This window comes from Chryseobacterium sp. PvR013 (assembly GCF_017833095.1).
GTDB lineage: Bacteria > Bacteroidota > Bacteroidia > Flavobacteriales > Weeksellaceae > Chryseobacterium > Chryseobacterium culicis_A.
On the sequence record NZ_JAFIBT010000001.1, the window covers coordinates 2,221,821 to 2,248,673 of the forward strand.

General features: G+C 37.5%; 24 protein-coding genes and 1 riboswitch. Of the genes, 13 read left to right on the forward strand and 11 right to left on the reverse strand.

What is annotated here, in order from left to right; genetic code table 11:
* Nucleotides 1-179 precede the first annotated feature (179 nt).
* The 3 genes from JOE44_RS09975 (at nucleotide 180) to JOE44_RS09985 (ending at nucleotide 4,297) form a co-directional block, all read left to right on the forward strand.
* Nucleotides 180-2,507 carry a hypothetical protein gene (locus tag JOE44_RS09975; protein ID WP_348635052.1) on the forward strand — a complete coding sequence of 776 codons (2,328 nt, stop codon included), beginning with the start codon at nucleotides 180-182 and terminating at the stop codon, nucleotides 2,505-2,507.
* Nucleotides 2,508-2,582: 75 nt separating this feature from the next.
* Entirely contained in the window at nucleotides 2,583-2,819 is a 237-nt protein-coding gene (locus JOE44_RS09980) for a hypothetical protein (RefSeq protein WP_047381259.1), read from the forward strand.
* A gap of 8 nt (nucleotides 2,820-2,827) precedes the next feature.
* Nucleotides 2,828-4,297 carry a M20/M25/M40 family metallo-hydrolase gene (locus tag JOE44_RS09985; protein ID WP_209785469.1) on the forward strand — a complete coding sequence of 490 codons (1,470 nt, stop codon included), beginning with the start codon at nucleotides 2,828-2,830 and terminating at the stop codon, nucleotides 4,295-4,297.
* A 490-nt stretch (nucleotides 4,298-4,787) separates the two neighbouring features.
* Here the strand turns inward: JOE44_RS09985 and ilvA are convergent, their stop codons facing one another.
* The 7 genes from ilvA to folP all read right to left on the reverse strand — a co-directional run bounded on the left by ilvA (nucleotide 4,788) and on the right by folP (nucleotide 13,053).
* Nucleotides 4,788-6,050 carry a threonine ammonia-lyase gene (gene ilvA, locus JOE44_RS09990; RefSeq protein WP_209785470.1) on the reverse strand — a complete coding sequence of 421 codons (1,263 nt, stop codon included), beginning with the start codon at nucleotides 6,048-6,050 and terminating at the stop codon, nucleotides 4,788-4,790.
* A gap of 11 nt (nucleotides 6,051-6,061) precedes the next feature.
* A complete protein-coding gene (gene ilvC, locus JOE44_RS09995) occupies nucleotides 6,062-7,108 on the reverse strand; it encodes a ketol-acid reductoisomerase (protein WP_105683973.1) in 1,047 nt (348 codons plus the stop codon).
* Nucleotides 7,109-7,154: 46 nt separating this feature from the next.
* A complete protein-coding gene (locus JOE44_RS10000) occupies nucleotides 7,155-7,436 on the reverse strand; it encodes a hypothetical protein (protein ID WP_062671248.1) in 282 nt (93 codons plus the stop codon).
* 5 nt (nucleotides 7,437-7,441) lie between these two features.
* A complete protein-coding gene (ilvB, locus tag JOE44_RS10005; protein ID WP_209785471.1) occupies nucleotides 7,442-9,172 on the reverse strand; it encodes a biosynthetic-type acetolactate synthase large subunit in 1,731 nt (576 codons plus the stop codon).
* A gap of 6 nt (nucleotides 9,173-9,178) precedes the next feature.
* Nucleotides 9,179-10,861 carry a dihydroxy-acid dehydratase gene (ilvD, locus tag JOE44_RS10010; RefSeq protein ID WP_209785472.1) on the reverse strand — a complete coding sequence of 561 codons (1,683 nt, stop codon included), beginning with the start codon at nucleotides 10,859-10,861 and terminating at the stop codon, nucleotides 9,179-9,181.
* Between the two features lie 179 nt (nucleotides 10,862-11,040).
* A complete protein-coding gene (gene ilvE / locus JOE44_RS10015; RefSeq protein ID WP_209785473.1) occupies nucleotides 11,041-11,913 on the reverse strand; it encodes a branched-chain-amino-acid transaminase in 873 nt (290 codons plus the stop codon).
* A gap of 369 nt (nucleotides 11,914-12,282) precedes the next feature.
* Entirely contained in the window at nucleotides 12,283-13,053 is a 771-nt protein-coding gene (gene folP, locus JOE44_RS10020; RefSeq protein WP_245169752.1) for a dihydropteroate synthase, read from the reverse strand.
* 408 nt (nucleotides 13,054-13,461) lie between these two features.
* On the opposite strand from folP, the gene JOE44_RS10025 reads away from it, so the two are divergent.
* The 4 genes from JOE44_RS10025 (at nucleotide 13,462) to tpiA (ending at nucleotide 16,384) form a co-directional block, all read left to right on the forward strand.
* A complete protein-coding gene (locus JOE44_RS10025) occupies nucleotides 13,462-14,028 on the forward strand; it encodes a DUF1599 domain-containing protein (protein WP_209785475.1) in 567 nt (188 codons plus the stop codon).
* A 1-nt stretch (nucleotide 14,029) separates the two neighbouring features.
* The gene (locus JOE44_RS10030) at nucleotides 14,030-15,139 is read left to right on the forward strand and encodes a BT_3928 family protein (RefSeq protein WP_209785476.1); all 1,110 of its coding nucleotides are present in this window, start codon (nucleotides 14,030-14,032) and stop codon (nucleotides 15,137-15,139) included.
* Nucleotides 15,140-15,240: 101 nt separating this feature from the next.
* Nucleotides 15,241-15,588 carry a TerB family tellurite resistance protein gene (locus JOE44_RS10035; RefSeq protein ID WP_209785477.1) on the forward strand — a complete coding sequence of 116 codons (348 nt, stop codon included), beginning with the start codon at nucleotides 15,241-15,243 and terminating at the stop codon, nucleotides 15,586-15,588.
* 37 nt (nucleotides 15,589-15,625) lie between these two features.
* On the forward strand, nucleotides 15,626-16,384 hold the full coding sequence (gene tpiA / locus JOE44_RS10040; protein WP_209785478.1) for a triose-phosphate isomerase: 759 nt from the start codon (nucleotides 15,626-15,628) through the stop codon (nucleotides 16,382-16,384).
* Nucleotides 16,385-16,480: 96 nt separating this feature from the next.
* Here tpiA and JOE44_RS10045 read toward each other — a convergent pair whose 3' ends face one another.
* Nucleotides 16,481-17,749: an esterase-like activity of phytase family protein gene (locus tag JOE44_RS10045; RefSeq protein WP_209785479.1), complete on the reverse strand. Its 1,269-nt coding sequence runs from the start codon at nucleotides 17,747-17,749 to the stop codon at nucleotides 16,481-16,483.
* Nucleotides 17,750-17,983: 234 nt separating this feature from the next.
* A riboswitch (cobalamin riboswitch) is annotated at nucleotides 17,984-18,174 on the forward strand.
* A gap of 60 nt (nucleotides 18,175-18,234) precedes the next feature.
* On the opposite strand from JOE44_RS10045, the gene JOE44_RS10050 reads away from it, so the two are divergent.
* Nucleotides 18,235-19,341, forward strand: coding sequence for a T9SS type A sorting domain-containing protein (locus tag JOE44_RS10050; protein WP_209785480.1), 1,107 nt, complete (start codon nucleotides 18,235-18,237; stop codon nucleotides 19,339-19,341).
* A gap of 326 nt (nucleotides 19,342-19,667) precedes the next feature.
* Here the strand turns inward: JOE44_RS10050 and clpP are convergent, their stop codons facing one another.
* The 3 genes from clpP to JOE44_RS10065 form a co-directional block, all read right to left on the reverse strand.
* Nucleotides 19,668-20,354: an ATP-dependent Clp endopeptidase proteolytic subunit ClpP gene (gene clpP / locus JOE44_RS10055; protein WP_027373257.1), complete on the reverse strand. Its 687-nt coding sequence runs from the start codon at nucleotides 20,352-20,354 to the stop codon at nucleotides 19,668-19,670.
* Nucleotides 20,355-20,465: 111 nt separating this feature from the next.
* Nucleotides 20,466-22,454 carry a DNA primase gene (dnaG, locus tag JOE44_RS10060; protein WP_209785481.1) on the reverse strand — a complete coding sequence of 663 codons (1,989 nt, stop codon included), beginning with the start codon at nucleotides 22,452-22,454 and terminating at the stop codon, nucleotides 20,466-20,468.
* Between the two features lie 331 nt (nucleotides 22,455-22,785).
* Nucleotides 22,786-23,067, reverse strand: a complete 282-nt coding sequence (locus JOE44_RS10065; RefSeq protein WP_209785482.1) for a hypothetical protein — start codon at nucleotides 23,065-23,067, stop codon at nucleotides 22,786-22,788.
* A gap of 172 nt (nucleotides 23,068-23,239) precedes the next feature.
* On the opposite strand from JOE44_RS10065, the gene tsaE reads away from it, so the two are divergent.
* From tsaE to JOE44_RS10090, 5 genes are all read left to right on the forward strand, one after another.
* Nucleotides 23,240-23,647, forward strand: coding sequence for a tRNA (adenosine(37)-N6)-threonylcarbamoyltransferase complex ATPase subunit type 1 TsaE (gene tsaE, locus JOE44_RS10070; protein ID WP_209785483.1), 408 nt, complete (start codon nucleotides 23,240-23,242; stop codon nucleotides 23,645-23,647).
* Nucleotides 23,648-23,714: 67 nt separating this feature from the next.
* Entirely contained in the window at nucleotides 23,715-24,905 is a 1,191-nt protein-coding gene (locus JOE44_RS10075; RefSeq protein WP_114821220.1) for an alanine dehydrogenase, read from the forward strand.
* Complete coding sequence (locus tag JOE44_RS10080) at nucleotides 24,905-25,276, forward strand: DUF4258 domain-containing protein (protein WP_209785484.1); 372 nt, start codon at nucleotides 24,905-24,907, stop codon at nucleotides 25,274-25,276. Before JOE44_RS10075 ends, JOE44_RS10080 begins: the two co-directional genes overlap by 1 nt.
* Before the next feature lie 19 nt (nucleotides 25,277-25,295).
* Nucleotides 25,296-26,069, forward strand: a complete 774-nt coding sequence (locus tag JOE44_RS10085; protein WP_209785485.1) for a histidine kinase — start codon at nucleotides 25,296-25,298, stop codon at nucleotides 26,067-26,069.
* Entirely contained in the window at nucleotides 26,044-26,754 is a 711-nt protein-coding gene (locus JOE44_RS10090) for a response regulator transcription factor (protein ID WP_209785486.1), read from the forward strand. Before JOE44_RS10085 ends, JOE44_RS10090 begins: the two co-directional genes overlap by 26 nt.
* The last annotated feature ends 99 nt before the right edge of the window (nucleotides 26,755-26,853 follow it).

Genomic DNA, 26,853 nt, shown 5'->3' on the forward strand with positions numbered 1-26,853 from the left:
TTATCAGAGGGAAGTCCCATGAAAACATTAGATTAAATCAATGTTATACTCTGTTAAAAACTTTTTTACCATCATAAATATTATTAATTTTGACGTAGTTTTTTTACATGAAAAGGGGTTTACTGTTATTATTTTTTATAATCAGCTTTTTGGGGTATTCACAATCAAAAATTAAGGTTGTGGATGACGCCAGTCAAAAACCTGTCTTTAATGCTAAAGTGTCATGCGACAATACAATCATTGGATACACCAATGAACAGGGCATTCTCGAGTTTAAAACGGGATGTAAAAACATTGATATTGACGCTGATTCTTACCAGAAAGAAACCATCACAGTAGAAAGCAGCATGGAGGTTTCCCTGCTCAAAAAAACTTCAAAAACCACCAACATTGAAGCGGTAGTTATTGAAGATAAAAGTGATCCCAGAGCATTGGAAATCCTTAAAAAAGTAAATAAATTATTTAAAGAGAATTCTCCAAAAAGCTTAGGTTCCTATTCCTATAAATCTTATGAAAAAATATCTCTGGATATTGATGAAGACAGTCTTTCCCAGTTTAATCAGTACTTCAATGATTTAAATATTTTCAAGAAAAAAAGAGAAAAGGACTCATTGAATAATATCAACGCAAAAAAGATATTTTCAAAAAGCAAACTTTTTCTTTGGGAAAGGGCGCAAGAGTTTTTATATTCTAAGAAATATGGTGAAAAGATCAATATCCTGGACAACAGAATCTCAGGTTTAAGACAGCCTATCTATGAAATGATCGCTCTTCAGCAAAGTAACAGAGATGTTGTTCCCGAGCAGTTGAAACCGGAAAACAGAGGATTGTACAGATTTTTCCTTTCAGATACCGTTACCCTGGACGGAAGAAAAAACTTTGTGATCCGTTTCCGTGAAGTAAACTATAAAAAGCCAGACAGGAAGCGAAAATATAATGGAGCTATTTATGTAGATACTGAAACGTACGGAGTTAAAAAAATTGAGAATTTCAGTAAAAACAAAAACGAAGGAATTATCACCAGCACCTGGGTATTTTACAATAACAAATGGTTTCTTGCCCATGAAAAAGCCAAGCTTAAAATGGGTAAAATGGCGATGGATGACAAAGAACATGCTGATGATAAGAAAGATAAAAGAAGCTTTGGAACCTATGCATTTCTGACCTCAAAATATTTTGATTTTGAAGCACCTATTGAGGAAAACCCAAAAGATTTCAAAGGCTATACCTTCTCTGTAAAAAATATTGACGGGCATTCTCTGGATCAGTACAGAACCGATCCTCTTACTGACAGGGAACAAAACACCTATAAAACCATTGACAGTTTAGGTAAAAAGTATAAAATCGACAGTAAAGCACAGATTTTATCAGGATTACTGAACGGACAGATCAGAGTGGGTTCTGTAGATTTTGCGGTAGATGAAATTGTCAATTACAACTCTTATGAAGGCTTCAGATTAGGGTTAAAAGCCAAACTTAATGAAAACTTCAATCCTTATTTTTCACCGGATTATTATTTCGCATATGGTGTGAAAGACAGAAGGTGGAAATACGGAATGGGGCTTGATATGAAAACTACCCTGGAAAAAAATTCATTTTTCAGGTTTGAGGTTTATGATGATGTAACAGCGTCGGGAGAATTCAACCGGAAGCTTTGGAATTTCAAAATGAGAATGATGAATTTCGGGAATAACTTAAACAACGACCGATATTTTCACTTTAAAGGATTTTCATTATCCTATCTGAATGATGTCACTAACGGACTTACCGTTGCCCTTGCAGTAAGACGAAATACAGAAGCGGCAGAGTTCGACTATCAGTTCAGAGACAGAGGAACTTCATACAGGAATTTTAATACATTATTTACCTTAAAATATTCTCCGAATTCTACCAATATTATGACTCCTCAAGGGAAATCACTGATTGACCAGAAATACCCTGAGCTTTATTTTAATTATGAACAGAGCTACAAAATACTGCAGGGAGACTTCAGTTATTCACGTTTTGATGCCCTTTTTGTTCATAATTTCAAAACACCCATCGGAACTACCGGTTTCAGATTGTATGGCGGAGTCGTTTTAGGAGGAGCGCCGATCTGGAAAAACTTTACCATGAACGGACTTGCCTCTCCGGGAAAAGATTTTAATTTCAACCTTACTTCTTACCTTGGTTTTGCAACACTGGAGGGCGGAAAATACTATAACGATAAATTCGTTGCCTATTACTTTACCCATAAACTGCCTTGGTATTTCAAAAGTTTCGGGCATAATGTTTCCAGCTTTGATTTTGTTCTGAGAGGGACAATCGGAGATATGAAGCATCCGGAATATCATCAGTTCAAGTTCAGAAAACTGGATCACCTGTATCAGGAAGTAGGTTTGGAATGGAATAATTTCCTTTCCAGCTATTTTAATCTGGGGCTATTCTACAGAGTGGGTTATTATGCAACACCGCATTTTAAAGAAAATTTTGCCATCCAGTTTAAACTGAAGTTTCTCGAGTTTTAATACCCCGGCAAATACAAATTCTTTATTTTTGAATCAGAATTCAGAAATATCCAACGATAATATATAAAAAAGAGCATGCAGAAAATCGAAATCAAAGCAGAACAGTTTTTTGAATTATTAAAATTAAAAGACACTCCGATGTGGGAGATTTTCTCACAGATGATTGATGGAAATGAAAAGGAAATTATCTTTTTAGACAATGAAGACAAGATCCTTTTTACTTATATTTTACCTTCTACAAAGGAAAAACTGGAAGAAGACAGAAAGGAATTTTCAAAACAGTTTTCAGAGAAACTGGCTAACTTCAATTAAGAATTCCCATGAATAAAAATTATATTTTTTCTTTACTGGGGCTTTTCTTATTTACTATAGGAAGTGCTCAGAATTATAAAAAACCATTGGTTTCAGCCATCAAAGAATCTGATCTTCGTACCGATATGTATCAGCTTGCCGCAGACCAGTTCTGGGGCCGTGAAGCAGGAACACTGGATGAATTAAAAGTTTCTATGTGGCTTGCTGACAAAGCAAAAGAAGCAGGAATGAAACCGGCCGGAGACAATGGTACTTTTTTCCAGTTTTTTGATATGTACAGACATCAGGTGATTCCTCAAAGCAGCCTGAAAATTGGGGATACAAGTTTGAAATTATGGAAAGACTTCTTGGTTGCCGAACCTGTGAATGCTTCTGTAGATGCTGAAATTGTGTATGCCGGAAATGCAGAACCTGAAGATCTGACTAAATTAAATATTAAAGGAAAAGTTCTTGCGGTGAATGCTTCAGACAAAAACATTTCAAAAGATATGACTCTTTTTGTAAGAAGATATCCCGGATTTGTAAGAAACAAATACTACAATAAAGCTGCTGAACTGGGAGCTAAGGCAATCATCTTCATTACCGATGATACTTCTGAACAAAGCTGGGTAGAAGTACTGCCTCAAATGACAAGAGGAAGCTACGGCGTGGAAGGACTAAGAGAGAAAATCACGAATAATATTCCTGTTTTATGGATTAAAAGAGAAAATGCTGCCTGGGTAAAAAATAATCCTAAAGCTTCTCTGAACCTGATCACTGAAACCTACAAATATCCGTCAGTGAATATTATCGGGAAAATAGAAGGTACAGATCCGGTTCTTAAAAATGAATATGTTTTGCTAAGCGGACATCAGGATCATGACGGAATCCGACATCCTGTAAAGAATGACACCATCTATAACGGAGCAGATGATAATGCAAGCACCTGTGTTGCAATGCTGGCTATGGCCAGAGCTTATAAAAAACAGCCGGGAAAAAGAAGTATCCTGTTTGTTTTCCATGGAGCTGAAGAAAGAGGCTTGCTGGGGTCAAGATGGCATGCAGCCCACCCTGTTGTTCCGAAAGAGAAAATTGTAGCCGTACTGAATGGCGATATGATCGGAAGAAATGATAATAACGAGGCAGCACTATTAGGAGGAAATGCTCCTCATAAAAACTCTGAAGAGCTTGTAAAAATGGCTGAAGATGCTAATAATGAGAGTACAAAATTCAAATACTTAAAGGATTGGGATGCTCCGAGTCATGCTGAGTATTTCTATTTCAGAAGTGATCATCTTCCTTATGCTAAAATTGGGATTCCTGCTATATTTTTCACCAGTGTACTGCACGACCAGTATCATACACCACAAGATGAATCTGAGAATATCAATTACAAAAAGCTTTATAAAATGACCGAATGGATGTACAGAACATCCTGGAAAGTAGCGAATGAAACTGAAAGGCCGAAAGTAATTTCCAATTTTTCGCTTGAAAGATAAACAATACTGAAAAAATTGAACCATTAAGAAGGATTTAGGCTGTAAGGAAAATTAAGATTCAAATCAATTTGAATGAAGCAATCTGCTTACTAAATATCAAAAGATATTCTTCTTCACTATTCTTAAAATTTTAATCCTTCTTAATGGTTCAAAAAAATAAAAGCTTCACAGATTGTGAAGCTTTTTTCATCATTGTGTTTTTAGAATCTGATTGTGTACGAAATAATTTAATATTTGTTATTGTTCTTTTGCCTTGAAGCAAAAGAACCAAAAATTCAAGACTTAGAAACTTCCGCTAAAAATGAAATCTGTTCTCTAAAAAATCTAAAACTCGTGCGGTAGCAATGTATGTTTAGAATCATATTATGTCCCGCACTCAGACAGTAGAGTTTTTTTAACGTTCTCAGAATTCATTTTTTTAACGCTGCAGTTTCTTATGTCATTAATATGGTTGATAAAAGAAAATTTCTGTGTTTAATAAACATTCCTTTTAAATAAGAAGATTCATCAGAGAAGGATCATTGTTCAGATAGTTGACAAAAAAATCATATTGTTTCATCTTATCAATCAAAGGGGGAAAGTCTTTGTTTTGTTTCAGAGCAATTCCTACGACTGCTATTCCTTTTTCTTTTGAGTTTTTCTGAGTATACTCGAAATAAGTAATATCGTCATCAGGACCGAGAACATCCATTACAAAAGTTTTCAATGCCCCGGGGCGCTGTGGAAATCTGACCAGAAAATAATGCTTTAATCCTGCATGCAGTAATGCTTTCTCTTTGATCTCTTCCATACGGGTAATGTCATTATTGCTTCCGCTGATAATACACACTACATTTTTACCTTTTATTTCCTCTCTGTATTTTTCCAGTACAGCCACTGAAAGGGCTCCCGCCGGCTCTACCACAATAGCATCTTTATTGTATAACGACAATATGGTTTCACAGACCAGTCCTTCATCTACAGTAGCCATATCATACAGGATATTTTTACAGCGTTCAAAAGTGAGATCTCCCACTTGTTGTACTGCTGCCCCATCTACAAAACGGCTTATCTTTTCAAGGAGAACAGGTTTTCCTTTTTCTAAAGCTTTTTTCATACTTGCAGCAGCGGAAGGCTCTACCCCAATGATCTTTGTTTGGGGAGATAAATGTTGAAACACCGTACAGATTCCTGCAGCTAATCCGCCGCCGCCAATCGGAACAAAAAGATAATCAACACTACCTTCTGTCTGCTCCAGAATCTCGAGCGCAGTTGTGGCCTGCCCTTCAATAATGGCCGGATCATCAAAAGGATGAATAAATACACTGTTATGGTCTTTGCAAAACCTCATCGCAGCATCTTTAGCATCATCAAAAGTATCTCCGTAGAGAATCACATCTATGTATTCTCCACCGAACATTTTTACCTGTTCAAGTTTTTGTCCGGGGGTTGGCAAAGGCATAAAAATAGTTCCTTTCACCTTCATTTTCTGACATGCAAACGCTACTCCCTGCGCATGGTTTCCGGCACTGGCACACACTACTCCTTTGGAGAGTTCTTCCTCAGACATCGTTGCCATCTTATTATATGCTCCTCTTATTTTATAGGATCTTACTCTCTGAAGGTCTTCTCTTTTAAAACTGATGTTCGCTTCATAAATGGCTGACAAATTATTATTGACAGCCAAAGGTGTTTTTACTACTACATTTTTTAATCGCTCCTCCGCTTTATAGACATTCTCTAAAACAGGGGAACTTACTTCCTCTTTCATCATCTGTTCAGTTATTAATTGTTTTCGGGTCTCAGACTTCGCACCGTCTTACCCGCTTTCCACATTTCACTTTCTCTTAGCTCAGTAAGCTCTAATTCTAATTTTTCACGATAATCAGGTTTACTGTTGCTGTCTATGGAACGCTGAGCTTCGTTTCCTTTAGCTACGTTGTCATACAGTTCTTCGAACAAAGGTGAAGTGGCATCTCTGAAACGCTTCCACCAATCCAGAGCCCCTCTCTGAGCTGTGGTACTACAGTTGGCGTACATCCAGTCCATTCCGTTTTCTGCCACTAAAGGCATTAATGACTGAGTCAATTCTTCTACCGTTTCATTGAACGCTTCTGAAGGGCTGTGTCCGTTTTTCCTCAATACATCGTACTGAGCGGCAAATATTCCCTGTACAGCACCCATCAATGTTCCACGCTCTCCGGCAAGGTCACTGTATACTTCTTTTTTAAAGTCGGTTTCGAACAGATATCCGCTTCCTATCGCAATCCCTAATGCTGTTACTCTTTCTCTGGCTTTTCCTGTAGCATCCTGATATACGGCAAAACTACTGTTCAAACCTCTGTCCTGCAGAAACATTCTTCTCAATGAGGTTCCTGAACCTTTAGGTGCTACCAGAAATACATCTACATCGGCAGGAGGAACAATTCCTGTACGCTCACTAAAAGTAATTCCGAAACCATGAGAGAAGTATAATGCTTTCCCTGGGGTAAGATGCTGTTTTACTTTTGGCCAGTACTCAATTTGTGCAGCATCACTCAGAAGATAGCAGATAATAGTTCCTTTTTCTAAAGCTTCTTCAATTTCAAATAAGGTTTCTCCAGGTACAAATCCGTCTGCTACTGCTTTATCCCATGATTTGGAGTTTTTTCTCTGTCCTACAATGACATTAATTCCGTTATCTTTTTGATTTAAAGCCTGTCCGGGGCCCTGTACTCCATATCCGATCACTGCTACGACTTCATTTTTTAATACTTCCTGAGCTTTTTCCAACGGAAATTCTTCTCTTGTTACTACGTTCTCCTCTACTCCTCCAAAATTCAATTTTGCCATTTTTTTTGATTTTATAATTATTGATTATGATGTTTAATTTTTGTGTTTAGCTTGCATATTCTACAGCCGTCAGGTATGGATTTCTATGATAATGTACTTCCAGAACATCTACCTGTTTTTCCATTTGTCTGCTGATCTTCTGAACAGAATCTTCCGTTTCTCTGATCACAATGACAAACTTTTTTACTTTTTCTATTTCGGAAGGCCCTACATTGAAGGTCACCATAGAAATTCTTCTTCTTGAAAAAATAGCATTGATCCGGCTGATCAATCCTAAGTAATCTTCTGTATACGCGGTAATGGTATATTCTTTATGATCTGTTTTCATCTTTTTTATTTTTGAGTTTTATTATTTAATACAATCTCCGAAACACTTTTCCCCTGTGGAATCATCGGAAATACATTGTGTTCTTTTCCTGTCATGACTTCAAGGAGGAAAGAGCCTTTATGATCGAGCATTTCACGGAGAGCCCATTGCAAATCTTCTCTCTCAGACACTTTATTCCCTGATATATTGTAACCTTTGGCAACCTGAACAAAATCAGGACTCTGAATGTCTACTGAAGAATATCTTTCTTCGTGAAACAATTCCTGCCACTGCCTTACCATTCCCAGATAGCAATTATTAAGAATTAAAATTTTAACCTCAGGATGATACTGCATAATGGTTCCCAGTTCCTGAATATTCATCTGAGCCCCGCCATCTCCCATCACCGCAATCACAGGACGATTGGTCCCTGCATATGATGCTCCTATTGCTGCGGGAAGACAAAACCCCATTGTTCCCAGTCCTCCGCTTGTGACATTCGTTCGGGAATGTTTAAAATGAGAATAACGGCATGTTGCCATCTGATGCTGTCCCACATCCGTTACAATCACTGCCTCACCGTCTGTCATCTCATTCAGGTGACGGATAACTTCTCCCATTGTAATCTCTCCTTCTTCAGGGTAAAGCTCAGTATTGATAAGATTGATACTTTCCACTTCATGACATTTTTTAAACCTATCATGCCAGTCATGATGTTCTCTTTTCATGATCCTTTCCGTAAGAAGAGGAAGCGTATGTTTACAGTTTCCAAGAACCGGAACATCAGCTTTCACATTTTTATTGATCTCTGCGTTATCAATATCAAAGTGAATAATTTTTGCCTGTTTTGCATACTGATCCAGCCTTCCGGTTACGCGGTCATCGAAGCGCATCCCGACAGCAATCAAAACATCGCACTCGTTGGTTAATATATTCGGTCCATAATTCCCGTGCATTCCTACCATGCCTACAGCTTGAGGATGATAAGTAGGAATGGCACTCATTCCCAGAACAGTCCATGCTACCGGAATTCCTGATTTTTCGGCAAACTGCAAAAATTCTTTTTCAGCTTTACCCAGCATAATTCCCTGTCCTGCAATGACAAATGGTCTTTCTGCATTATTGATCAATTCTGCAGCTTTTCCTATGCTTTCCTTACATGGATTAGGATCTGGTTTATAGCTTCTCAATGAATGACATGGTGAATATCCTTTATAATCAACAGACTGGAGCTGGGCATTTTTGCTAACATCTATCAATACTGGGCCGGGACGACCTGATTTTGCAATGTAAAATGCTTTTGCCAGTACTTCGGGAAGTTCATTCGCATCAGTCACCTGATAATTCCATTTGGTGACCGGGCTAGTGACGTTCATTACATCTATTTCCTGGAAAGCATCCGTTCCGAGAAGGTGTTCAAAAACCTGTCCCGTAATGCATACCAAAGGTGTATTATCCAATAAAGCATCTGCCAGTCCTGTCACAAGATTGGTTGCTCCGGGACCGCTGGTAGCCAGAACGACACCTACTTCTCCCGATACCCTTGCCAGACCCTGTGCTGCATGTACTGCTGCCTGCTCGTGACGTACAAGAATGTGTTTCAGGTTTTCTTTATAATCATAAAGAGCGTCATAGATAGGAATAATGGCACCTCCAGGATATCCGAAAACGGTTTTCACTCCTTCCTGAAGAAAAGCTTCAAGAATAATGCGGCTTCCGCTAAGTTGTATTTCTGTTGATAAATTCAGGTTTTCCATATACTTTTATTGAGTGATTTCGTCTGTTACACAGCCTTCTGCGGCTGATGATACTGTTAATGCATATTTATAAAGCAGTCCTTTCTGTACTTTAAGTGGTGGTTTTTGCCATCCTTTTTTTCTTCTTTCTATTTCTTCTTCTGAAACTTTGAGCTGTATGATATTGTTTAAAGCATCAATTTCAATCAGGTCATCATTGTTTACAAAGGCTATCAGACCTCCTTCATGAGCTTCGGGAGTGATGTGTCCTACCACAAATCCGTGGGTTCCTCCGCTAAATCTTCCATCGGTAATCAAAGCAACGCTGCTTCCCAGACCGGCTCCTATCAAAGCACTGGTAGGTTTCAACATTTCCGGCATTCCGGGAGCTCCTTTGGGACCTTCATGGCGGATTACAATGACATCACCATGCTGTACGGTTCCATCCTGAATTCCTCTGATAAGATTTTTTTCGCCGTCAAATACACGAGCTTTTCCTACAAAGCGTTCACCTTCTTTTCCTGTAATTTTGGCTACACTTCCTTTCTCTGCAAGGTTTCCGTATAGTATTCTCAGGTGTCCGGTAGCTTTTACAGGTTCTGACAGAGGTTTTATGATTTTCTGTTTATTAAAATCCAGATCGGGAACATTTTCTAAATTTTCAGCCAGTGTTTTTCCGGTTACAGTCAGGCAATCACCGTGTAATAATCCTTGTTTTAAAAGGTATTTCATTACTGATGGTATTCCTCCGTGTTCATACAAATCCTGCATCAGGTATTTTCCGCTAGGTTTCAGGTCTGCCAATACCGGAGTTACATCGCTCATCTTCTGGAAGTCATCCTGAGTAAGAGGTACTCCGACACTTTTTGCCATGGCTATAAAATGTAAAACAGCATTGGTACTTCCTCCTAGAATAACAATCATGCGAAGAGCATTTTCAAAAGCTTTGCGGGTCATGATATCTGAAGGTTTGATGTCCTTTTCCAGTAATACTTTGAGATATTTTCCTGCCTCATGGCATTCTTCATGTTTTTCCTTGCTCAAAGCGGGATTGGAAGAAGAATATGGAAGACTCATTCCTAATGCTTCTATAGCGGAAGCCATAGTATTGGCTGTATACATTCCACCACATGCTCCGGCACCGGGACAAGAATTTTTTACAACTCCATCAAAATCTTCCTCTGTGATTTCTCCAGCAATCTTTTTACCCAGCGCTTCGAATGCAGAAACGATATTGAGCTGTTCCCCTTTGTAGCAGCCGGGAGCAATAGTTCCTCCGTACACCATGATCGATGGCCTGTTGAGTCTTCCCATTGCAATAATAGTTCCCGGCATGTTTTTGTCGCAGCCTGGGAGAGCAATTAATCCATCGTAGTATTGTGCGCCGCAGATCGCTTCGATACTGTCTGCAATCACATCACGGCTTACCAGAGAATAGCGCATTCCATCTGTTCCATTGCTCATCCCGTCACTTACCCCAATGGTATTAAAAATCAATCCGGCTAATCCATGATCCCATGTTCCTTTTTTTACCATTTTAGCCAGATCATTCAGATGCATATTACAGGTATTCCCGTCGTAGCCCATACTGGCAATTCCGACCTGAGCCTTGTGCATATCTTCTTCTGTAAATCCTATCCCGTACAACATAGCTTTGGCTGCGGGTTGTTCACTGTTCTGCGTGAATGTTTTTGAATATTTATTTAACATATTTATCATGCATTTGATGTTCTTTCATCATTTAAAAATCTAGTTCTTTACTTAATTTTGCCCCAAAACTACAGCTTGTTATATTTTATTCATTTTCAAATTTCCTGAAAACTACAATATCCAATCGTTTCAAAAACAGACATATTTAATTAATAATCAATCATTTAAACTCTTTAAATTTACAATGACAAAACTCTTACCCGTTTCAAATAAGCTTGCTGTACTTTCTTACTGGCAGTCTCTTCCCAGTTTTTGCTAAAAGGAACATCATCAAGGGAATCCAGGGCAACAATCTCTGCAGCCGTACCACAGAAAAAACCTGCATCAGCACCACGCATTTCTTCCGGTTTAAAGAAGGTTTCTTTCACAGGAATGTTGAGTTCATCACAGATTTCCATAACCGTTTGTCTTGTGATTCCCGGAAGGATACTTCCTTTGCCCGGAGTAAATAAAACTCCGTCTTTTTCGTAGAAAACATTGGCACCTGAGCTCTCTGCAACATTTCCGTCCTCATCCAATACCAGCGCTTCATCATAGCCTTTGTCTTTGGCATCCTGACACGCCAGTATCGAGTTTACATAATGTCCACCTACTTTGGCTTCAACCTTAAAGGCTTTAGGATTAGGACGCTGAAAAGGCGAAGTCATGATTTTCATTTTGTCTGCCAGATATCCGTTATTCCATTCCCAGGCAAGAAGAGACAGATAAGATTTTTGTCCTTTTGAAAGTGACATATTGGGCGAACATGTAACCAATGGGCGGATATAAGCATCCGTAAAACCATTACGATCCAGAAGCTCATACGTAAGCTCTGTAAGCTGGTTCACGGAATAATCAAAGGGAATATGCATCAGTTCTGCAGATCTTTTCAGTCTTTCATAATGTTCTTTTGCTTTGAAAATTCTGGGTCCGTGATCTGTGCTATAGGATTTAATTCCTTCAAAAACAGAGTAACCATAGTGCAGAGATTGTCCGTAAAGGTCTGTTCCGGCTTCTTTGGCTTTCCTAAATTTTCCGTCAAAGTAGATGATCGTGTCGTCGTTGTAATACATGTTATAAGGTTTAAAAAATTTAAAAAATGGGAATAAAAAAAGCCCTCTCACAGTGTGAGAGGGCTCAATATATGTACAGTCATACATCTTCCTTCTCACAAACGCAAGGGAATAATAATGACGATAATAATTACTGATAATAACTGATACATATTTTTTACTATAAAAAATTAAAACAAAAAAAACCGTTTCATAATTTGAAACGGTTTTATATATAATTTAAATTAAAATCTATTTAAAATGCCGTTTCCTTACTGTTGTTAATGACAACAGCAATAATAGAAATGACAATAATATTTTTCTGATTCGTAAAATTCATATTGCAAATGTATAAACTTTTTAATTACTCACAAGTTTTTTTCACACTTTTTATTTTTTTCGTAAAAAATGAGTCAATGTTTCCTTTGCCTGAGCCACATCATGAACCCTTAGAATCTTTGCGCCCTGTTCCAAAACTTTTAGGTGCAGTTTCTGTGTTTCATCATTGATATCCAAAGAAGATTTCCCTAGCGGTTTATAGATAAATGATTTTCTGGAAATACCTATTAAAAGAGGAAATTTTCCAAATCCCAGATATTCAACTTCGTGGATCATTTTCATCTGATCTTCCACTGTTTTTCCGAACCCAAAACCGGGATCAAGAATAATATCCTTCACTCCTTTTTCTAAAAGTTCTTTTGTTTTTTTGGAAAAATACCGGTTCACTTCCAGCGTAATATCTTCGAACTTTATTTTATCGTGCATGGTTTCGTAGGAAGGATTTATATGCATCAAAATGTAAGGAAGTTTCGTTTCTGCAGCTGTATCAAACATTTCTGCATCATACTGACCGCCTGAGATATCATTAATCAGATCAATTCCTTCATTAAATCCGAATCTTACGGTTTCTGCATAAAAAGTATCCAGAGAAATCAGGGCTTCCGGAAATTCTTTTTTGATCAGAGAAATAAGATTTCCGATTCGTTTTATTTCTTCATCAGCGCTCAAAAATTCAGCATTGGGACGTGTAGACTGAGGACCGACATCTAATATTTCAGCACCTTCATTCAATAGTTTTTCCGCATGTTTTAAAGCTGAATTCTCATTATTGAATTTTCCACCATCAGAGAAAGAATCCGGCGTAAGATTGAGGATTCCCATGATTTTTGGAGTGTCGAGTTGTACTAAACGACCGTTACAGTTGATTGAATAGGTTTTAGGGTCTGAGGGTTGGAGAGTTGGAGGGTTGGAGAGCATGAGATTATTATTGATGAGTGATAAATGATAAATGATTTTGGCTATTCTGCAAAATTAGTGATTTATCAGTTTTTATGAGAAGTTAGAAGCTGGAAATTAGAAATTGCAAGCTGGAAGCATGAAGCTGGAGGCTGGAAGCTAAATGTGCACTTTCAAATCCTAAAACTCAGTAAATCGAATTTTGAAATTCTTATCTCTAACCCTAAAAACTCTCAAACTCTCCCACTCTCACCCCCTCTCACACACAAACTCAGCTCTTCAAATTCAAAAATCTAAAACCGAATTCGTATATTTGGAAGATTAAGAAAATTTATGCTAAAAACATCAGTACAGTTCGAGAAAATTATCAGTGAATGCCGTGATCTTTTCGGTAAAAAATTACAGGATTACGGTGCAGCATGGAGGGTTTTAAGACCCAGCTCTATTACAGATCAGATCTATATCAAGGTCAATAGAATCCGTACGTTGCAGATGACTGATAAAAAAATGGTGGATGAGAGTGAGGAAGGTGAGTTTATCGCAATTGTAAACTATTCTATCATTGGACTTATTCAGCTAGAGAAAGGTCTTTCCAATGATTTTAATGAAAATAAAGAAGAAATTTTAGGTCTGTATGACAAATATGCCAATGAAGCCAAAGCTTTAATGGAAAGAAAAAATCATGATTATGGTGAGGCCTGGAGAGATATGAGAATCTCTTCCATCACAGATCTTATTTATCAGAAAGTATTACGAACCAAACAGATTGAGGACAATCAGGGGAAAACAATCGTTTCAGAAGGTCTTGATGCCAACTATTTCGATATGCTGAATTACGCTGTCTTCTGTCTGATTAAGTTCTCAGAACAAGAAAATCAATTCGAACCCAAAAATATTTAATATGCTCAAAGGTTTATTACGCTTTATTATTGCTGTTATTTTTATCCTTTCAGGCTTTGTAAAAGCCGTGGATCTGGTAGGTTTTTCTTTCAAAATGGAAGAGTATTTTGCCCCTCCGGTTTTCAATATGCCGTTTTTAGAAAAGTTTGCCCTGCTGTTTTCCATCATTGTAGTGGTACTGGAGCTTTTCCTAGGATTTATGCTGCTGCTTAAATTAAAGCTTAAATTTACCTTATCCATATTAATTGCCCTGTGTATTTTCTTTGGATTCCTGACATTTTATTCAGCGTATTTCAACGTAGTAACCGATTGCGGATGTTTTGGTGATGCTATCAAATTCACGCCTTGGCAGAGCTTCCTTAAAGATGTTGTCCTTCTTGTAGGATTGATTATACTATTTGTTCTTTACAGAAAAGAATTCCGCAAAAAAGATGAGTATGGAGTTACGGAGAAAGAGCCTTCCAATACATTTAAATATATCCTTTTAACAGTCTTTTCACTGGGAATGATCTACGTGATGGCGCAAGGAATTATGCATGAACCGATCATAGATTTCCGTGATTATAAAATAGGAACAGATATTAAAGGTGAAAAAGTAAAAATCGAAAAAAATCCTTCTGAATACAAGACTTTCTATTCTCTGAAAAATCAGAAAACCGGAGCTGTTGTAAAAGTAAATCAGGATGATTATATCAAAAAAACAGAATATTGGGCAGAAGGTTCTCCATGGAAAATTGAAGAAGGCAAGAATGAATCTGTACTAACCAAAGAGGGCTACAAGTCTGAAATTGTGAAATTTAAGATTGAAGACCCTACAGGAATGGACGCTACCAATGAGATCATTAATGCTCCGAAAGCAATTTTGGTGTTCTCTTACCATCCCAAAGATGTTCCTGCAGATCTTCTTCAGAAAGTAGAAGCGAAAGTAAAAACTCAGAAAGGAGCTCTTCTCTATGGCGTTTCTACGGAACCCAATACTTTTAAAACCATCAAAAATTTAATGATGGACGGAACTGCCATCAAAACAATAGCAAGAAGCAACCCATTTGTACTGATTCTTGAAAATGGAAAAATCATTGACAAACAGCCTGCAAAGGACTACGTTAATTAATTATAAATGATGAATGATGAATTATAAATGATAGAAGGGATAATCATAGCTCAATTATCAATTATCAACTTTAAACACTAAACTTAAACATACAACTACTCATGCAAAAATCAAATAAATCAATCGCTGGTTATCACTTATCAATGATCCTTTCTTCTGTGGACGGAGAGTTTGCTCCTGAGGAGGGAATGCTTGTACAGCAGTACCTGGCAGATGAATTCCCGTTCAGAATGAATCTTGACAATGAGCTTGAGACCCTTGCTCTTTTACAGCCTGAAGAATGGAAAGATCATTTTGAATTCCATGCAAGATGTTTCCACGAAGATTCTACAGAAGAAGAACGTATAAAGTTTGTTCAGTTTGCAAAATCACTTATTAAAGCAGATAATAAAGTAACTGAAGAAGAGCATACTTTCTATGTTTTACTAAAGAACCTTTGGGGATTATAAACGCGAAAAAAGTAAATAAATCAATATAATAAATCTTATGAGAAGAAAAATAGTTGCAGGAAACTGGAAAATGAACAAAAATGTAATTGATGCACAACAATTGATGATTCAGTTACTAAGCTATAAAAACAATAATGCTACGAACTGTGAGGTTTGGATTGCACCACCAGCATTATATTTAATGATGGCAAAAGACATCTTTGAAAAGGATGAGATCGGAGTATTTTCTCAGGATATGAGTGAGCATGAAAGTGGAGCTTACACGGGAGAAATTTCTGCAGATATGCTGGAATCTATCGATGCTACCGGTTCATTAATCGGACACTCTGAAAGAAGACAGTATCACGGAGAAACAGATTCTCACTGTAACAGAAAAATCAAATTAGCTCTTGATAAAGGCCTTATTCCTGTTTACTGTAATGGAGAAACTCTTGAACAGAGAAAAGCAGGACAGCACTTTGATGTGGTAAAGAATCAGACTGAAGTGGCTCTTTTCACACTTTCTGCTGAAGAGATCAAAAAAGTAGTGATTGCTTATGAACCAGTTTGGGCTATCGGAACAGGAGAAACGGCAACACCTGAGCAGGCTCAGGAAATCCATGCACATATCAGAAGCATCATTGCTGCCAAATATGGACAGGAAGTTGCTGATGAAATTTCAATCCTTTATGGAGGATCTGTGAAGCCAGACAATGCAAAAGAAATCTTCTCTCAGCCGGATATTGACGGAGGTCTTATTGGAGGAGCTGCTTTGAAATTAGAGGATTTCTCTAAGATTATTGAAGGTTTTAACTAATATCAAAAAAAACAGGTCCCGGATTAAGTCTGCTCCTATTGATACATAAAAACGGCGGCATCTTCGATGCCGCCGTTTTCCGTTAAAAAAATCTAATTATTGAATATCGACTACATACATCGTTCCTTTATCTACCTTCCCTGTTTTAGGAAGAATCTTAGCTTTCGGATTTCCGTTTCCATCATCCACTACTCCAAAATCATCATCATTGAAAACAGCAAGTTTATTATTTCCCAAATAAACGATCCCTTCAAACTTATCATGCTCATACCCCAGTTTTGCAACAAGATCAACAGCCAATGTTTTGGTCACAGCTTTTATTCCGGCAGTGGTAATTTCATCCCATGAGCACTGTTCCAAAGCTTTTCCATTCACTTTCATACCGTCCATAGCAGTAATATCTGTTCCGTTTACATCCGTTGCATTGCTCAGATTGATTCTGTATACTTTTTTAATTCCTCCCTGGGAACCAAAATTTCCGTCTCTTTCGATCACTAAAAATTCGTTGTTACTTAACGCCGTAATATCACAAACCGAATCCGAAGCACCTCCATCCTGTTTATATAAAAACTGCTTGGTCTGCCCTGTAATAATATCAAATGTGACAATTCTCGTTAAAGTAGTATTGGTTGCCAATGCCTTGCTTGGTACCAGCATCATCGACTGTATGGTTCCTACCAGCGTTCTTCCGTCCGGAGTAATACACAATCCTTCCATCCCTCTGTTGGCCCTTCTTTTGGCTAAAACGGCAGGTAGTTTTCTGGATCCGGTATTTACACCTATCGGGCTTATTCTTTCCATTTCTACTCCCTCTGCACTGTAATGCACAATATGCGGTCCGTATTCATCGGAAACCCAGAATGTACCGTCGGCTGCTGCTACAATACTTTCACTGTCAAGACCGTACTGATCAGTACCTAAAACATTTCCGGAAGCATCATAAGCAATTTCTCCTGTACTTCCCATTCCTACAGGATTTGGAAGACCTGTAATAGGTTGTCCTGATGGATTTTTAAGCTTAATATATTTGATAACCTCTACATTCCCGTCAGCATTAATTTTAAAATGCATAATCGTTGGCGTAAAGTTAGGTGCTAAGAACTTTTTTCCATTCTGGAAGTCGGTATTTGGACCTCTGTCTGTAATGACATAAAATTCACCTTTTCTTGTAGGGTGAGCTGCAGCTCCGGAACCAAATCCGCCGTTGATAACATCCACTCCGTTAATCGTAGCCAGTTTTGTAAATGGAAACTCCTGAGGAAGTTTGGAATAATTAATATCCTGATTCATTATTGTTGTGTCATCATCACTTTTACATGAGGCCAATACTGCCAGTACTCCAACAGACCATAGTAATTTTTTCATATGCTATTTTATGGCTGCGAATGTATAAACTGATTGTAAACTGATCTTGAATATAATGATAATTGTATTTTAACATTAGAATCTACAAAATGAATTGAATATAAACAGAAAAATTCAGGATTTAAAAATAAAACAATAACAATACAATCAAATCATTAAACAATATGAAAATCAATTTTTTAAGGATATCTGAAAAAAAATAATTCACAAAACAGACTCATCAATTTATATGATATATTTGCAGCGTTTTAAGGCTGAACAATGTTCATTAATAGGGAATCAGGTGAGAATACTATTCAAATCCTGAGCTGTACCCGCAACTGTAAACTGTTTAAACTTATAGCATAATAATCCACTGGAGGGAAATCCGGGAAGGAAGCTGTAAGATGTGAGCCAGGAGACCTGCCTTAGAATACTGACTTCAGAGAAAGAATTGTTTCTCCCCGTGAAGATAAGTTTCGGGAATAAAACTTTAAATTAATATCATGAGGAAAATTTATCTTTTTTTCTTACTGCTTTGTATGCAGCTTTTGTCGGCCCAATTTACAGAAAACGACATTAAATTTTGGGTAGGAACCGGTTCTAAAAAGGCCTATTTCATTGCAGATTTTAATGACAGCAGTACTCCCAATTCTTATGCATGGGGATACCGTTTTGATGGCAATGATTTATTGATGGAAGATCTTATCAATGCAATTGTGGCAGCAGAACCCCAAATGAACGTTGATATTCCCACAGGATATCTTTCTATTCTTAATTATAACCATCATACATCCACCATTGATGACAGCTGGATAACATGGTCCGGATCCAGTACATCCGGCATGACATGGAACAACGGTGTAGGCTATACTCCTTTAGTGGACGGAAAATGGTATGGAGTTTCATATGGCCTTGATCATTATGACATCCCTCCTTCTCCTCCTGTTCCGGCTTATAGTTCTTCATGGTTTACTCCCTCTCAGGTTACTCATTGGGTGGGAACCGGAAATAATAAAAGCCTCATAGTTATTGATTTTGGGACAGACAATGCCAATGGAAATGCCAATTCTTTTGTGTTTGGAATTAAATATAACGGAAGTATAACTGCAGAGCAGGCTCTACAGCTGGTTCAGACTCAGATTTCCTATTTTAATTTTACATCAGCGAACAATCAGATTTCTAACTTATCATTAAATTCATTTACCGGGAATACTTCCGGATCGGACAGCTGGAAATTGTATAAAGGAAAAGATTTATCAAGCTGGCAAATGAAAGCAAATCTATCTCAGGTTCAGCTGAGCAATAACGATTGGTTAGGATTAAGCTTCGGACAAAGAAGACCATTTACTCCAACTGAAGCACAACTGACTTTAGGTATTTCTTCCGTTACAAAGAAAAAATTCGGCATTTATCCAAATCCGGCCAGTGATTTTATTCAGATTGAAACTGATGAGAAACTGAAAGAAGTGAATATTTATTCTGCTACAGGACAGAAAGTAATAACTTCTCAGGAGTTGAAGATTCCTATCCGATCTTTATCCTCAGGAGTTTATTTTGTTGAGATTAAAACCAATAGTGGTTCTGTGATCCATAAGATTGTTAAAAAATAAAGAAAAGTGCCTAATTGTTGTTGTTTAATGAATGCGTGTAGAAAACCACCCCGTCAAAAATTCTTTGAATTTTTGCCACCCCTCCAAAGGATGGGAATTTTTACGTCTTTAATTGAAATATCGTCTGGATTGTAATTATTTCTGAAGTATTTCTTCATGAATAATTGCGGCTGGATTCCTACGGAATGACAAACTTTATGTATAAACCATCATTTCAATTGTGTCGTTCCGCAGGAATCCACACAGTAAATACAGCTTAAATCCATAATTAATCCTACAAAAAAAACCGCACCAGATGGTGCGGTTTCTTATGATTTTACAATCAATTATTTTTTCTCTGTAGATCTTTGTAGAACCTCATCTACCATTCCGTAACCTTTTGCTTCTTCGGAAGTCATCCAATAATCTCTGTCAGAAGATTTCTCTACCCACTCATACGTTTGTCCTGAGTGATGACCGATGATTTCATAAAGCTCCTGTTTCAATTTCAACATCTCTCTTAAGTTGATCTCCATATCAGAAGCAACTCCCTGAGCACCTCCTGAAGGCTGGTGGATCATTACTCTTGAATGCTTAAGCGCAGAACGCTTTCCTTTTTCTCCGGCAACCAATAATACAGCTCCCATTGAAGCAGCCATCCCTGTACAGATTGTTGCTACATCCGGCTTAATGATCTGCATGGTGTCATAAATACCTAAACCTGCATATACGCTACCACCAGGAGAGTTGATGTAGATTTGAATATCTTTTGAAGGGTCTGCACTTTCTAAGAATAAAAGCTGTGCTGTAACGATGTTTGCTACCTGATCATCAATCCCTGTTCCCAGGAAGATAATTCTGTCCATCATCAAACGAGAGAAAACGTCCATTTGAGCAACGTTTAATCTTCTTTCTTCCATGATGTACGGAGTAAGATTCGTTGGGCCATACATTCCCATATACTGATCGGTAACCAAACCGTTGTTTCCTAAATGTTTTACAGAGAAATCTCTGAATTCTTTTTTAATGTCCATATTTCTATTATGTATTATTTTTAACTATTCTCGAAGTTTAAATTACAATATTTATTCCTAAAATTTTATAGGACTTTTTGTCACAGAATATCAAAAAAACTGACTTAAAAACTATCTTCTTCTATCTCCATAGATTCCTTTGATAGGCGAATATTCGATGATATTACTCAATCGCATTGAAGCTTGTTTCAATAAGGTGATTTTCTTGATAAGTTCATAGTACTTTACTTCATCAGTATCCCTGTACACATCCAGCTCCTTATCTGTTTCGGTGATTAAATAATCAATATATCTGTATTTATGCAATAAAACATCTCCCTTGATCTGATCTGCCACTTTATCCCCGTAATTAGGAGGATAAATATTTCGGGAAGCCCAGTTTTCAAGCTCATCCAACGGAATTAAAGCATCTACAACCTTCGTGGTAATCTCTTCATCCATAAAAGATACAAAAAAGTTGCCACTTCTCAACTCATCTTTTTGAATTCCTTCTCTCACCTGAGTGATAATGATTTCATTGCCTTTAACTAAAAATGCATACTGCTCTTCTTCAAAATGATGAAGGATTTCTTCAATTACTGTAATCTGATATTCTTCACCTTGTTCATTTCTACGTTTCAGAATAATATCCCCAAATGCCAGCATGTGTTCTACAAGCTTATTCTCCATGAACAATACATCATACAGAAAAGGATCTTCTTTTTCCTGATTCAAAGGAACAATCTCCATCTTTGGAGCGGCTGCTTTCTCCTTCTGCTGTTGCTGTACATGATGCGTCTGATTCTGCGTAATCTGCTTCTGAACATCCAGTTCATTGAAAAGACTCTGTTCGGAAAGTCCGAACTTGTTGGAAACCTCTTTAAGGTACACCTCTCTTTTCAGGGCATTCTGTACAAAAGAAACAGATTTTACAATATCTCTGATGGCTTCAGCCTTTTTGATAGGATCATTTCCGATATCCTTTAAAAGAATTTCCGCTTTAAAATCGATGAAATCCATCGCTTCATTTTCGATATACTTTTCAACGTATTCCTGCGGATGTTTTCTGGCAAAAGAATCCGGGTCATCTCCATCAGGGAAAAGTAACACACGGATATTCATTCCTTCAGTTAAAAGCATATCAATACTTCGGAAACTGGCTTTGATACCGGCATTATCACCATCAAAAAGAATGGTTACGTTTTCCGTAAGCCTCTTAATCAGTTTGATCTGCTCTGTTGTCAAAGACGTTCCTGAACTTGCCACCACATTTTCAATTCCGGACATGTGAAGTGAAATCACATCCATATATCCTTCCACCAAAAGACAGCCATTCTTTCTTGAAATAGCCTGTTTACTCTGGTTTAATCCATAAAGGACATTGGATTTATGATAGATCTCCGTTTCCGGCGAGTTGAGGTATTTTGCAGTCTTTACATTATTCTTAAGAATCCTTGCTCCAAAACCTAAAACCCTTCCTGAAAAACTATGTATCGGGAAAATAACCCTTTCCCTGAAACGGTCTATCCCTGCAGGTGTATTTTCAGGAAAAATAGAAAGTCCGGATTTTTCAAGAATTTCTTTGGTATATCCTTTTTCCAGTGCATACGCTGTGAAAGCATTCTTTTTCTCAGGAGAATATCCCAGCTGGAATTTTTTGATAATATCGTCCTTAAGCTCTCTTTCTTTAAAATAAGAAAGACCTATACTTCTCCCTTCATGATCATCCCAAAGAATTTCCTGAAAATAAGTATTGGCTACTTCATGAATCTTATACAACAGATCTTTTTCGGTCTGTGCATGTTTTGCTTCTTCAGAAATTTCACGCTGATCTTCCTCAATTTCAATTCCGTACTTCTTGGCAGCGTGGCGAAGTGCTTCAGGATAGGTAAAGTTCTCAATTTCCATAAGGAAAGAGATGGCCGTTCCTCCTTTTCCTGTTGAGAAATCTTTCCAGATCTGCTTACTTGGTGACACCACAAAACTTGGAGACTTTTCTTCATGAAACGGACTGAGTCCTTTAAAGTTAGACCCTGCTCTTTTCAACTGCACATATTCACCCACAATCTCTTCAACGCGGATTGTGGAGAATATCTTATCAATGGTCTGTTTGGAAATCATGCTGTAAAATTAAGTATTTTATGGAGAAGTTGGAAGGGTTCTAGGAAGAGAGTCGGAGGGTTTGAGAGTTTGGGAGTTTTGGGAGTCGTGTTGTGTTTGGTTTGAGAGTGTTCGAGATAAGAATTTCAACATTCGATTTGCCAAGTTTTGGGGTTTGAGAGTACGTATTGAGCTTCCAGCATCCAGCTTCTGGCTTCCAGCTTGCAACCTCTCATTTCCAGATATACGAATTCGGTTTCAGATTTGTGATGTAGGTTTCGAGTTGATGGTTTTAACATTTGAAGTAAGAGTTTCAAGATTCTATTTACCGAGTTTTGGGGTTTGAGAGTACCTATTGAGCTTCCAGCATCCAGCTTCTGGCTTCCAGCTTGCAACCTCTCATTTCCAGATATACGAATTCGGTTTCAGATTTGTGATGTAGGTTTCGAGTTGATGGTTTTAGCATTTGAAGTAAGAGTTTCAAGATTCTATTTACCGAGCTTTGTGGGTTTGAGAGTACGTATTGAGCTTCCAGCCTCCAGCTTCTGGCTTCCAGCTTGCAACCTCTCATTTCCAGATATACGAATTCGGTTTCAGATTTGTGATGTAGGTGTCGAGTTGATAGTTTTAGCATTTGAAGTAAGAGTTTCAAGATTCTATTTACCGAGCTTTGTGGGTTTGAGAGTACGAATTGAGCTTCCAGCATCCAGCTTCTGGCTTCCAGCTTATAATTTCTAATTTCTAGCTTCTAACCTCTCATTAAAGACTCATAAATCATTATTTTTGCAAAATAAATTTGGTAATATATGCAATTCACTATAGATAAAATTGAAGACTGGCAGGAAGTTGTTGACAGCATCGTTCCTCAATTAAAACATAATATTCTTTTATTAAAGGGAAATCTGGGAGCAGGCAAAACCACTTTCACACAATTTCTGCTTAAAAACATGGGCAGCAAAGATGAGGTAAACTCTCCTACCTACTCTATTGTGAATGAATACAATACGGAAAAAGGAAAAGTATACCATTTTGATCTTTACCGCTTGAAAAACATTGAAGAAGTGTATGATATCGGAATTGAAGAATACCTGGACAATTCTTTTTTATGCATCATCGAATGGCCGGAAGTGTATGAAGAGGAGCTTTACGGCCTTAACTACCACGCAATGAGTATTGTGAATACGGGTGAAAAAAGAGAAATTTCATTCGATTAAATATTATGTATCTTTGTTCATTAATTGAGTGTAAAAAACAATCTGTAAGACATAATTTAATTTAAGGATGAGTACAAATATTTTTACTCCTTTCACAGAAGAAGAATTAATGCCGAAAGAGGAAAAATTGGAGGTTATAAAAAAGGGAAAACAGTTCAGTATTGGTATTCCTAAAGAGACCTGTCTCAACGAAAGGAGAACCTGCATCACTCCTGACGCCGTACAGGTGTTGGTAGAGCACGGCCATGAGATCATTATAGAAGCCGGGGCCGGAGAAGGTTCATTTTTTACAGATTTACAGTATTCCGAATCTGGGGCGAAGATCACCAATGATCCTAAAGAAGCTTTCGGACAGGATCTTATCCTGAAGGTGAATCCACCTACAGAAGATGAGATTGAGTACATGAAACCGAATACTTATCTGGTTTCTGCACTTCAGATCAATCTCCGAGACAAGGATTATTTCTTAAAACTTGCAGAGAAAAAAATAAATGCCATCGCTTTTGAATTTATCGTTGATGAATATAAGCAGCTGGCATTGGTAAGATTAGTAGGCGAAATTGCAGGAACTGTTTCTATCTTATATGCTTCGGAATTATTGGCCTTATCAAACGGATTAATGCTTGGAGGAATTACAGGAGTAAGACCTGCTGAAGTAGTAATCCTGGGAGCTGGTATTGTAGGGGAATTTGCTACAAAAGCAGCCATTGGTTTAGGAGCCAGCGTAAAGGTTTTTGACAACTCTTTATCCAAACTGAGAAGGCTTCATACAATTGTTGACAGCCGTGTTCCTACTTCCATTATAGATCCTAAAGAACTCAGCAAAAGCTTGAGACGTGCTGATGTAGTGATTGGAGCATTACCAAGATTAAATATGACTCCTATCGTTACCGAAGATATGGTCATGAAAATGAAAAAAGGCAGTGTCATTATTGACATCACCATAGATAATGGTAAAGTGATTGAGACTTCTGAACTTACTACCATGGAAGATCCTTATATTATCAAACATGGTGTCATCCACTGCGGACTTCCCAACCTTACCTCAAGAATGCCGAGAACCACTACTAAAGCTATCTCGAATTTCTTCCTTTCCTATATTTTAAATTATGACGAAGAGGGCGGCTTTGAAAATATGCTGATCCGCAAAAACGAAATGAAGCAGAGCTTATATATGTACAAAGGAAGACATACCAAGAAAATCATCTGCGACCGTTTCGGACTTACGTACCACGATATCAATCTTTTAATTTTCTAATGAAAAAACTGAAATTTTATGCAATAGGCTTCGTTCCGGGGCTTTTACTCGTATTTTTTATTTTAAACAAAAAGGGCGCAAGCTGCAGCGGATATTTACCAAACAGCCGTGTTATTGCTGAAAGTCTTTCCAAGGAATTCAAATATTCTGAAGAGGCTAAAAATGCAATGACTGCCTATAAGATTGATGAGAAATTTATAAAAGATAGCATCATTACCAACGGAAAAGTAGATTTTGACCGCAGCCATGCACAGAAAAAACCTTGCCCAAGCTATCTTATTACCTATCCTGAAAAAAATCCGTCTTACGAGATCACTTTTGAAAAGTGTGAAGAAACTGTAACGGTAAACGGTCTTAAGAAACTTAAATAGTTTTCAGCAACTACAAGCTATGGAAGGCAATTACTACATGATTCATGATTACCTGATATTCTTCGGAGTTTTTGCCATTTTCCTTTTTCTGACCACCAGTATTTATCTCTTCAGCCAGAATCAGAAACTGAAACAGAGAAATACCAAGCTATCGGAAACCAACAAACTTATTGAACAGCGTCTGAATGAAGTACGTTTGGAACATATCGGTACAAAGCTGAATCCGCATTTGTTTAAAAACATTCTCAATTCCGTACAGTCTCATGCCTATCAGACCTATATGTCACTGGATAAGCTGGCCAATGTACTGGATTATATTTTATATGAAAGCAACAATAAGTACGTTAGCCCGAAAGAAGAGCTCAATTTTGCTTTAAGCCTTATTGAGATTAATAAAATCAAGATCAATCCCCTTTTTGACTTCAGGATCAAATCAAGGATTAATAAATCTGATGCTTTGTATGAGGAAAAAGTATTTGCTCCGCTGATTTCTGTGGATCTTATTGAAAATGCCTTTAAACATACAGATTTCCTGGCTCAGGATTCTTTTATTTCCATTTATATGGAGCTTGAAAATGGTATTTTCACCATGAAAGTAAGCAATAAAGCTTCGTTAAAAAATATTCTGGAAAAGGAAAAAAGCGGTTTTGGAAGCCAGTCTTTTGACCAAAGGCTTAAAATGATCTACAGCACGTACTACCAGCTGGAAAGAAGTACAAAAAACGGAGTCTTCACTGCAGAATTAAAAATCAATTTAGGAGAATTCTATGATAAAATGCGTTATTCTGGATGATGAATTATTGGCCATCAGCTATTTAAAACTTCTATGCGAGCAAATCGACAATGTAGAAGTGGTAAAAGCGTTCAATGATCCTAAAATCTTTCTGAATGAAATAGATAACCTTGATTGTAATCTTTGTATTCTGGATATCGAAATGCCGGGAATGACAGGACTTCAGGTAGCTGAGATTATTTCAGGTTCAAAAAAGATCATCTTTACAACCGCTTATAAAGAATATGCAGCCGAAGCTTTCGATCTGAATGTGGTGGATTATGTAAGAAAACCGATCAAAAAAGAAAGACTGATCCAGGCCTTCGAAAAAGCTAAAGAACTAGTGGAAAATGCACCTAAAAAGACTTTCATCGAATGGAACACCAATATCGGGAAAACGGTTATATTCACAGAACAAATCTCCTATATCAAAACCTCTGAGATAGACAGCAGAGATAAAGATATCATCCTCAGCGACGGCACTACGATCGTATTAAAAAACCTGAATTTTAAAAACCTTCTGGAAATGCTTCCGGCAAAAGATTTTGCCCAGGTCAACAAAAAAGAGATTATTGCTCTTTCTTCCATTAAAGTATTTTCAACCAACGAAATTATTACTACCATTCCTACAGAAGATCACACTTTCCTGAAACTTCAGATTGGTGATGCTTATAAAAATTCATTGATGGAACTCTTCGGAAAATAGGTCTTTTTCAAAGTTTTCCGGTTTCATTACAGAAATTAAGCCCTTCATTACAACTCCCCTTTTTCAGTAGGTAATCCCTTTACTTTTGCATAGAATTAA

What these genes read in the sequence shown, in the direction of transcription:
- dnaG (WP_209785481.1), bottom strand. Translation starts at nt 22,454, where the DNA reads ATGATTTCCAAACAGACCATTGATAAGATATTCTCCACAATCCGCGTT.
- JOE44_RS10025 (WP_209785475.1), top strand. Translation starts at nt 13,462, where the DNA reads ATGCTAAAAACATCAGTACAGTTCGAGAAAATTATCAGTGAATGCCGT.
- JOE44_RS10000 (WP_062671248.1), bottom strand. Translation starts at nt 7,436, where the DNA reads ATGAAAACAGATCATAAAGAATATACCATTACCGCGTATACAGAAGAT.
- ilvC (WP_105683973.1), bottom strand. Translation starts at nt 7,108, where the DNA reads ATGGCAAAATTGAATTTTGGAGGAGTAGAGGAGAACGTAGTAACAAGA.
- ilvA (WP_209785470.1), bottom strand. Translation starts at nt 6,050, where the DNA reads ATGATGAAAGAGGAAGTAAGTTCCCCTGTTTTAGAGAATGTCTATAAA.
- tsaE (WP_209785483.1), top strand. Translation starts at nt 23,240, where the DNA reads ATGCAATTCACTATAGATAAAATTGAAGACTGGCAGGAAGTTGTTGAC.
- ilvD (WP_209785472.1), bottom strand. Translation starts at nt 10,861, where the DNA reads ATGTTAAATAAATATTCAAAAACATTCACGCAGAACAGTGAACAACCC.
- JOE44_RS10080 (WP_209785484.1), top strand. Translation starts at nt 24,905, where the DNA reads ATGAAAAAACTGAAATTTTATGCAATAGGCTTCGTTCCGGGGCTTTTA.
- JOE44_RS10045 (WP_209785479.1), bottom strand. Translation starts at nt 17,749, where the DNA reads ATGAAAAAATTACTATGGTCTGTTGGAGTACTGGCAGTATTGGCCTCA.
- JOE44_RS09985 (WP_209785469.1), top strand. Translation starts at nt 2,828, where the DNA reads ATGAATAAAAATTATATTTTTTCTTTACTGGGGCTTTTCTTATTTACT.
- JOE44_RS10090 (WP_209785486.1), top strand. Translation starts at nt 26,044, where the DNA reads ATGATAAAATGCGTTATTCTGGATGATGAATTATTGGCCATCAGCTAT.
- JOE44_RS10035 (WP_209785477.1), top strand. Translation starts at nt 15,241, where the DNA reads ATGCAAAAATCAAATAAATCAATCGCTGGTTATCACTTATCAATGATC.
- clpP (WP_027373257.1), bottom strand. Translation starts at nt 20,354, where the DNA reads ATGGACATTAAAAAAGAATTCAGAGATTTCTCTGTAAAACATTTAGGA.
- JOE44_RS10075 (WP_114821220.1), top strand. Translation starts at nt 23,715, where the DNA reads ATGAGTACAAATATTTTTACTCCTTTCACAGAAGAAGAATTAATGCCG.
- ilvB (WP_209785471.1), bottom strand. Translation starts at nt 9,172, where the DNA reads ATGGAAAACCTGAATTTATCAACAGAAATACAACTTAGCGGAAGCCGC.
- JOE44_RS09980 (WP_047381259.1), top strand. Translation starts at nt 2,583, where the DNA reads ATGCAGAAAATCGAAATCAAAGCAGAACAGTTTTTTGAATTATTAAAA.
- folP (WP_245169752.1), bottom strand. Translation starts at nt 13,053, where the DNA reads ATGGGAATCCTCAATCTTACGCCGGATTCTTTCTCTGATGGTGGAAAA.
- JOE44_RS10065 (WP_209785482.1), bottom strand. Translation starts at nt 23,067, where the DNA reads ATGCTAAAACTATCAACTCGACACCTACATCACAAATCTGAAACCGAA.
- tpiA (WP_209785478.1), top strand. Translation starts at nt 15,626, where the DNA reads ATGAGAAGAAAAATAGTTGCAGGAAACTGGAAAATGAACAAAAATGTA.
- JOE44_RS10085 (WP_209785485.1), top strand. Translation starts at nt 25,296, where the DNA reads ATGGAAGGCAATTACTACATGATTCATGATTACCTGATATTCTTCGGA.
- ilvE (WP_209785473.1), bottom strand. Translation starts at nt 11,913, where the DNA reads ATGTATTACAACGACGACACGATCATCTACTTTGACGGAAAATTTAGG.
- JOE44_RS10030 (WP_209785476.1), top strand. Translation starts at nt 14,030, where the DNA reads ATGCTCAAAGGTTTATTACGCTTTATTATTGCTGTTATTTTTATCCTT.
- JOE44_RS10050 (WP_209785480.1), top strand. Translation starts at nt 18,235, where the DNA reads ATGAGGAAAATTTATCTTTTTTTCTTACTGCTTTGTATGCAGCTTTTG.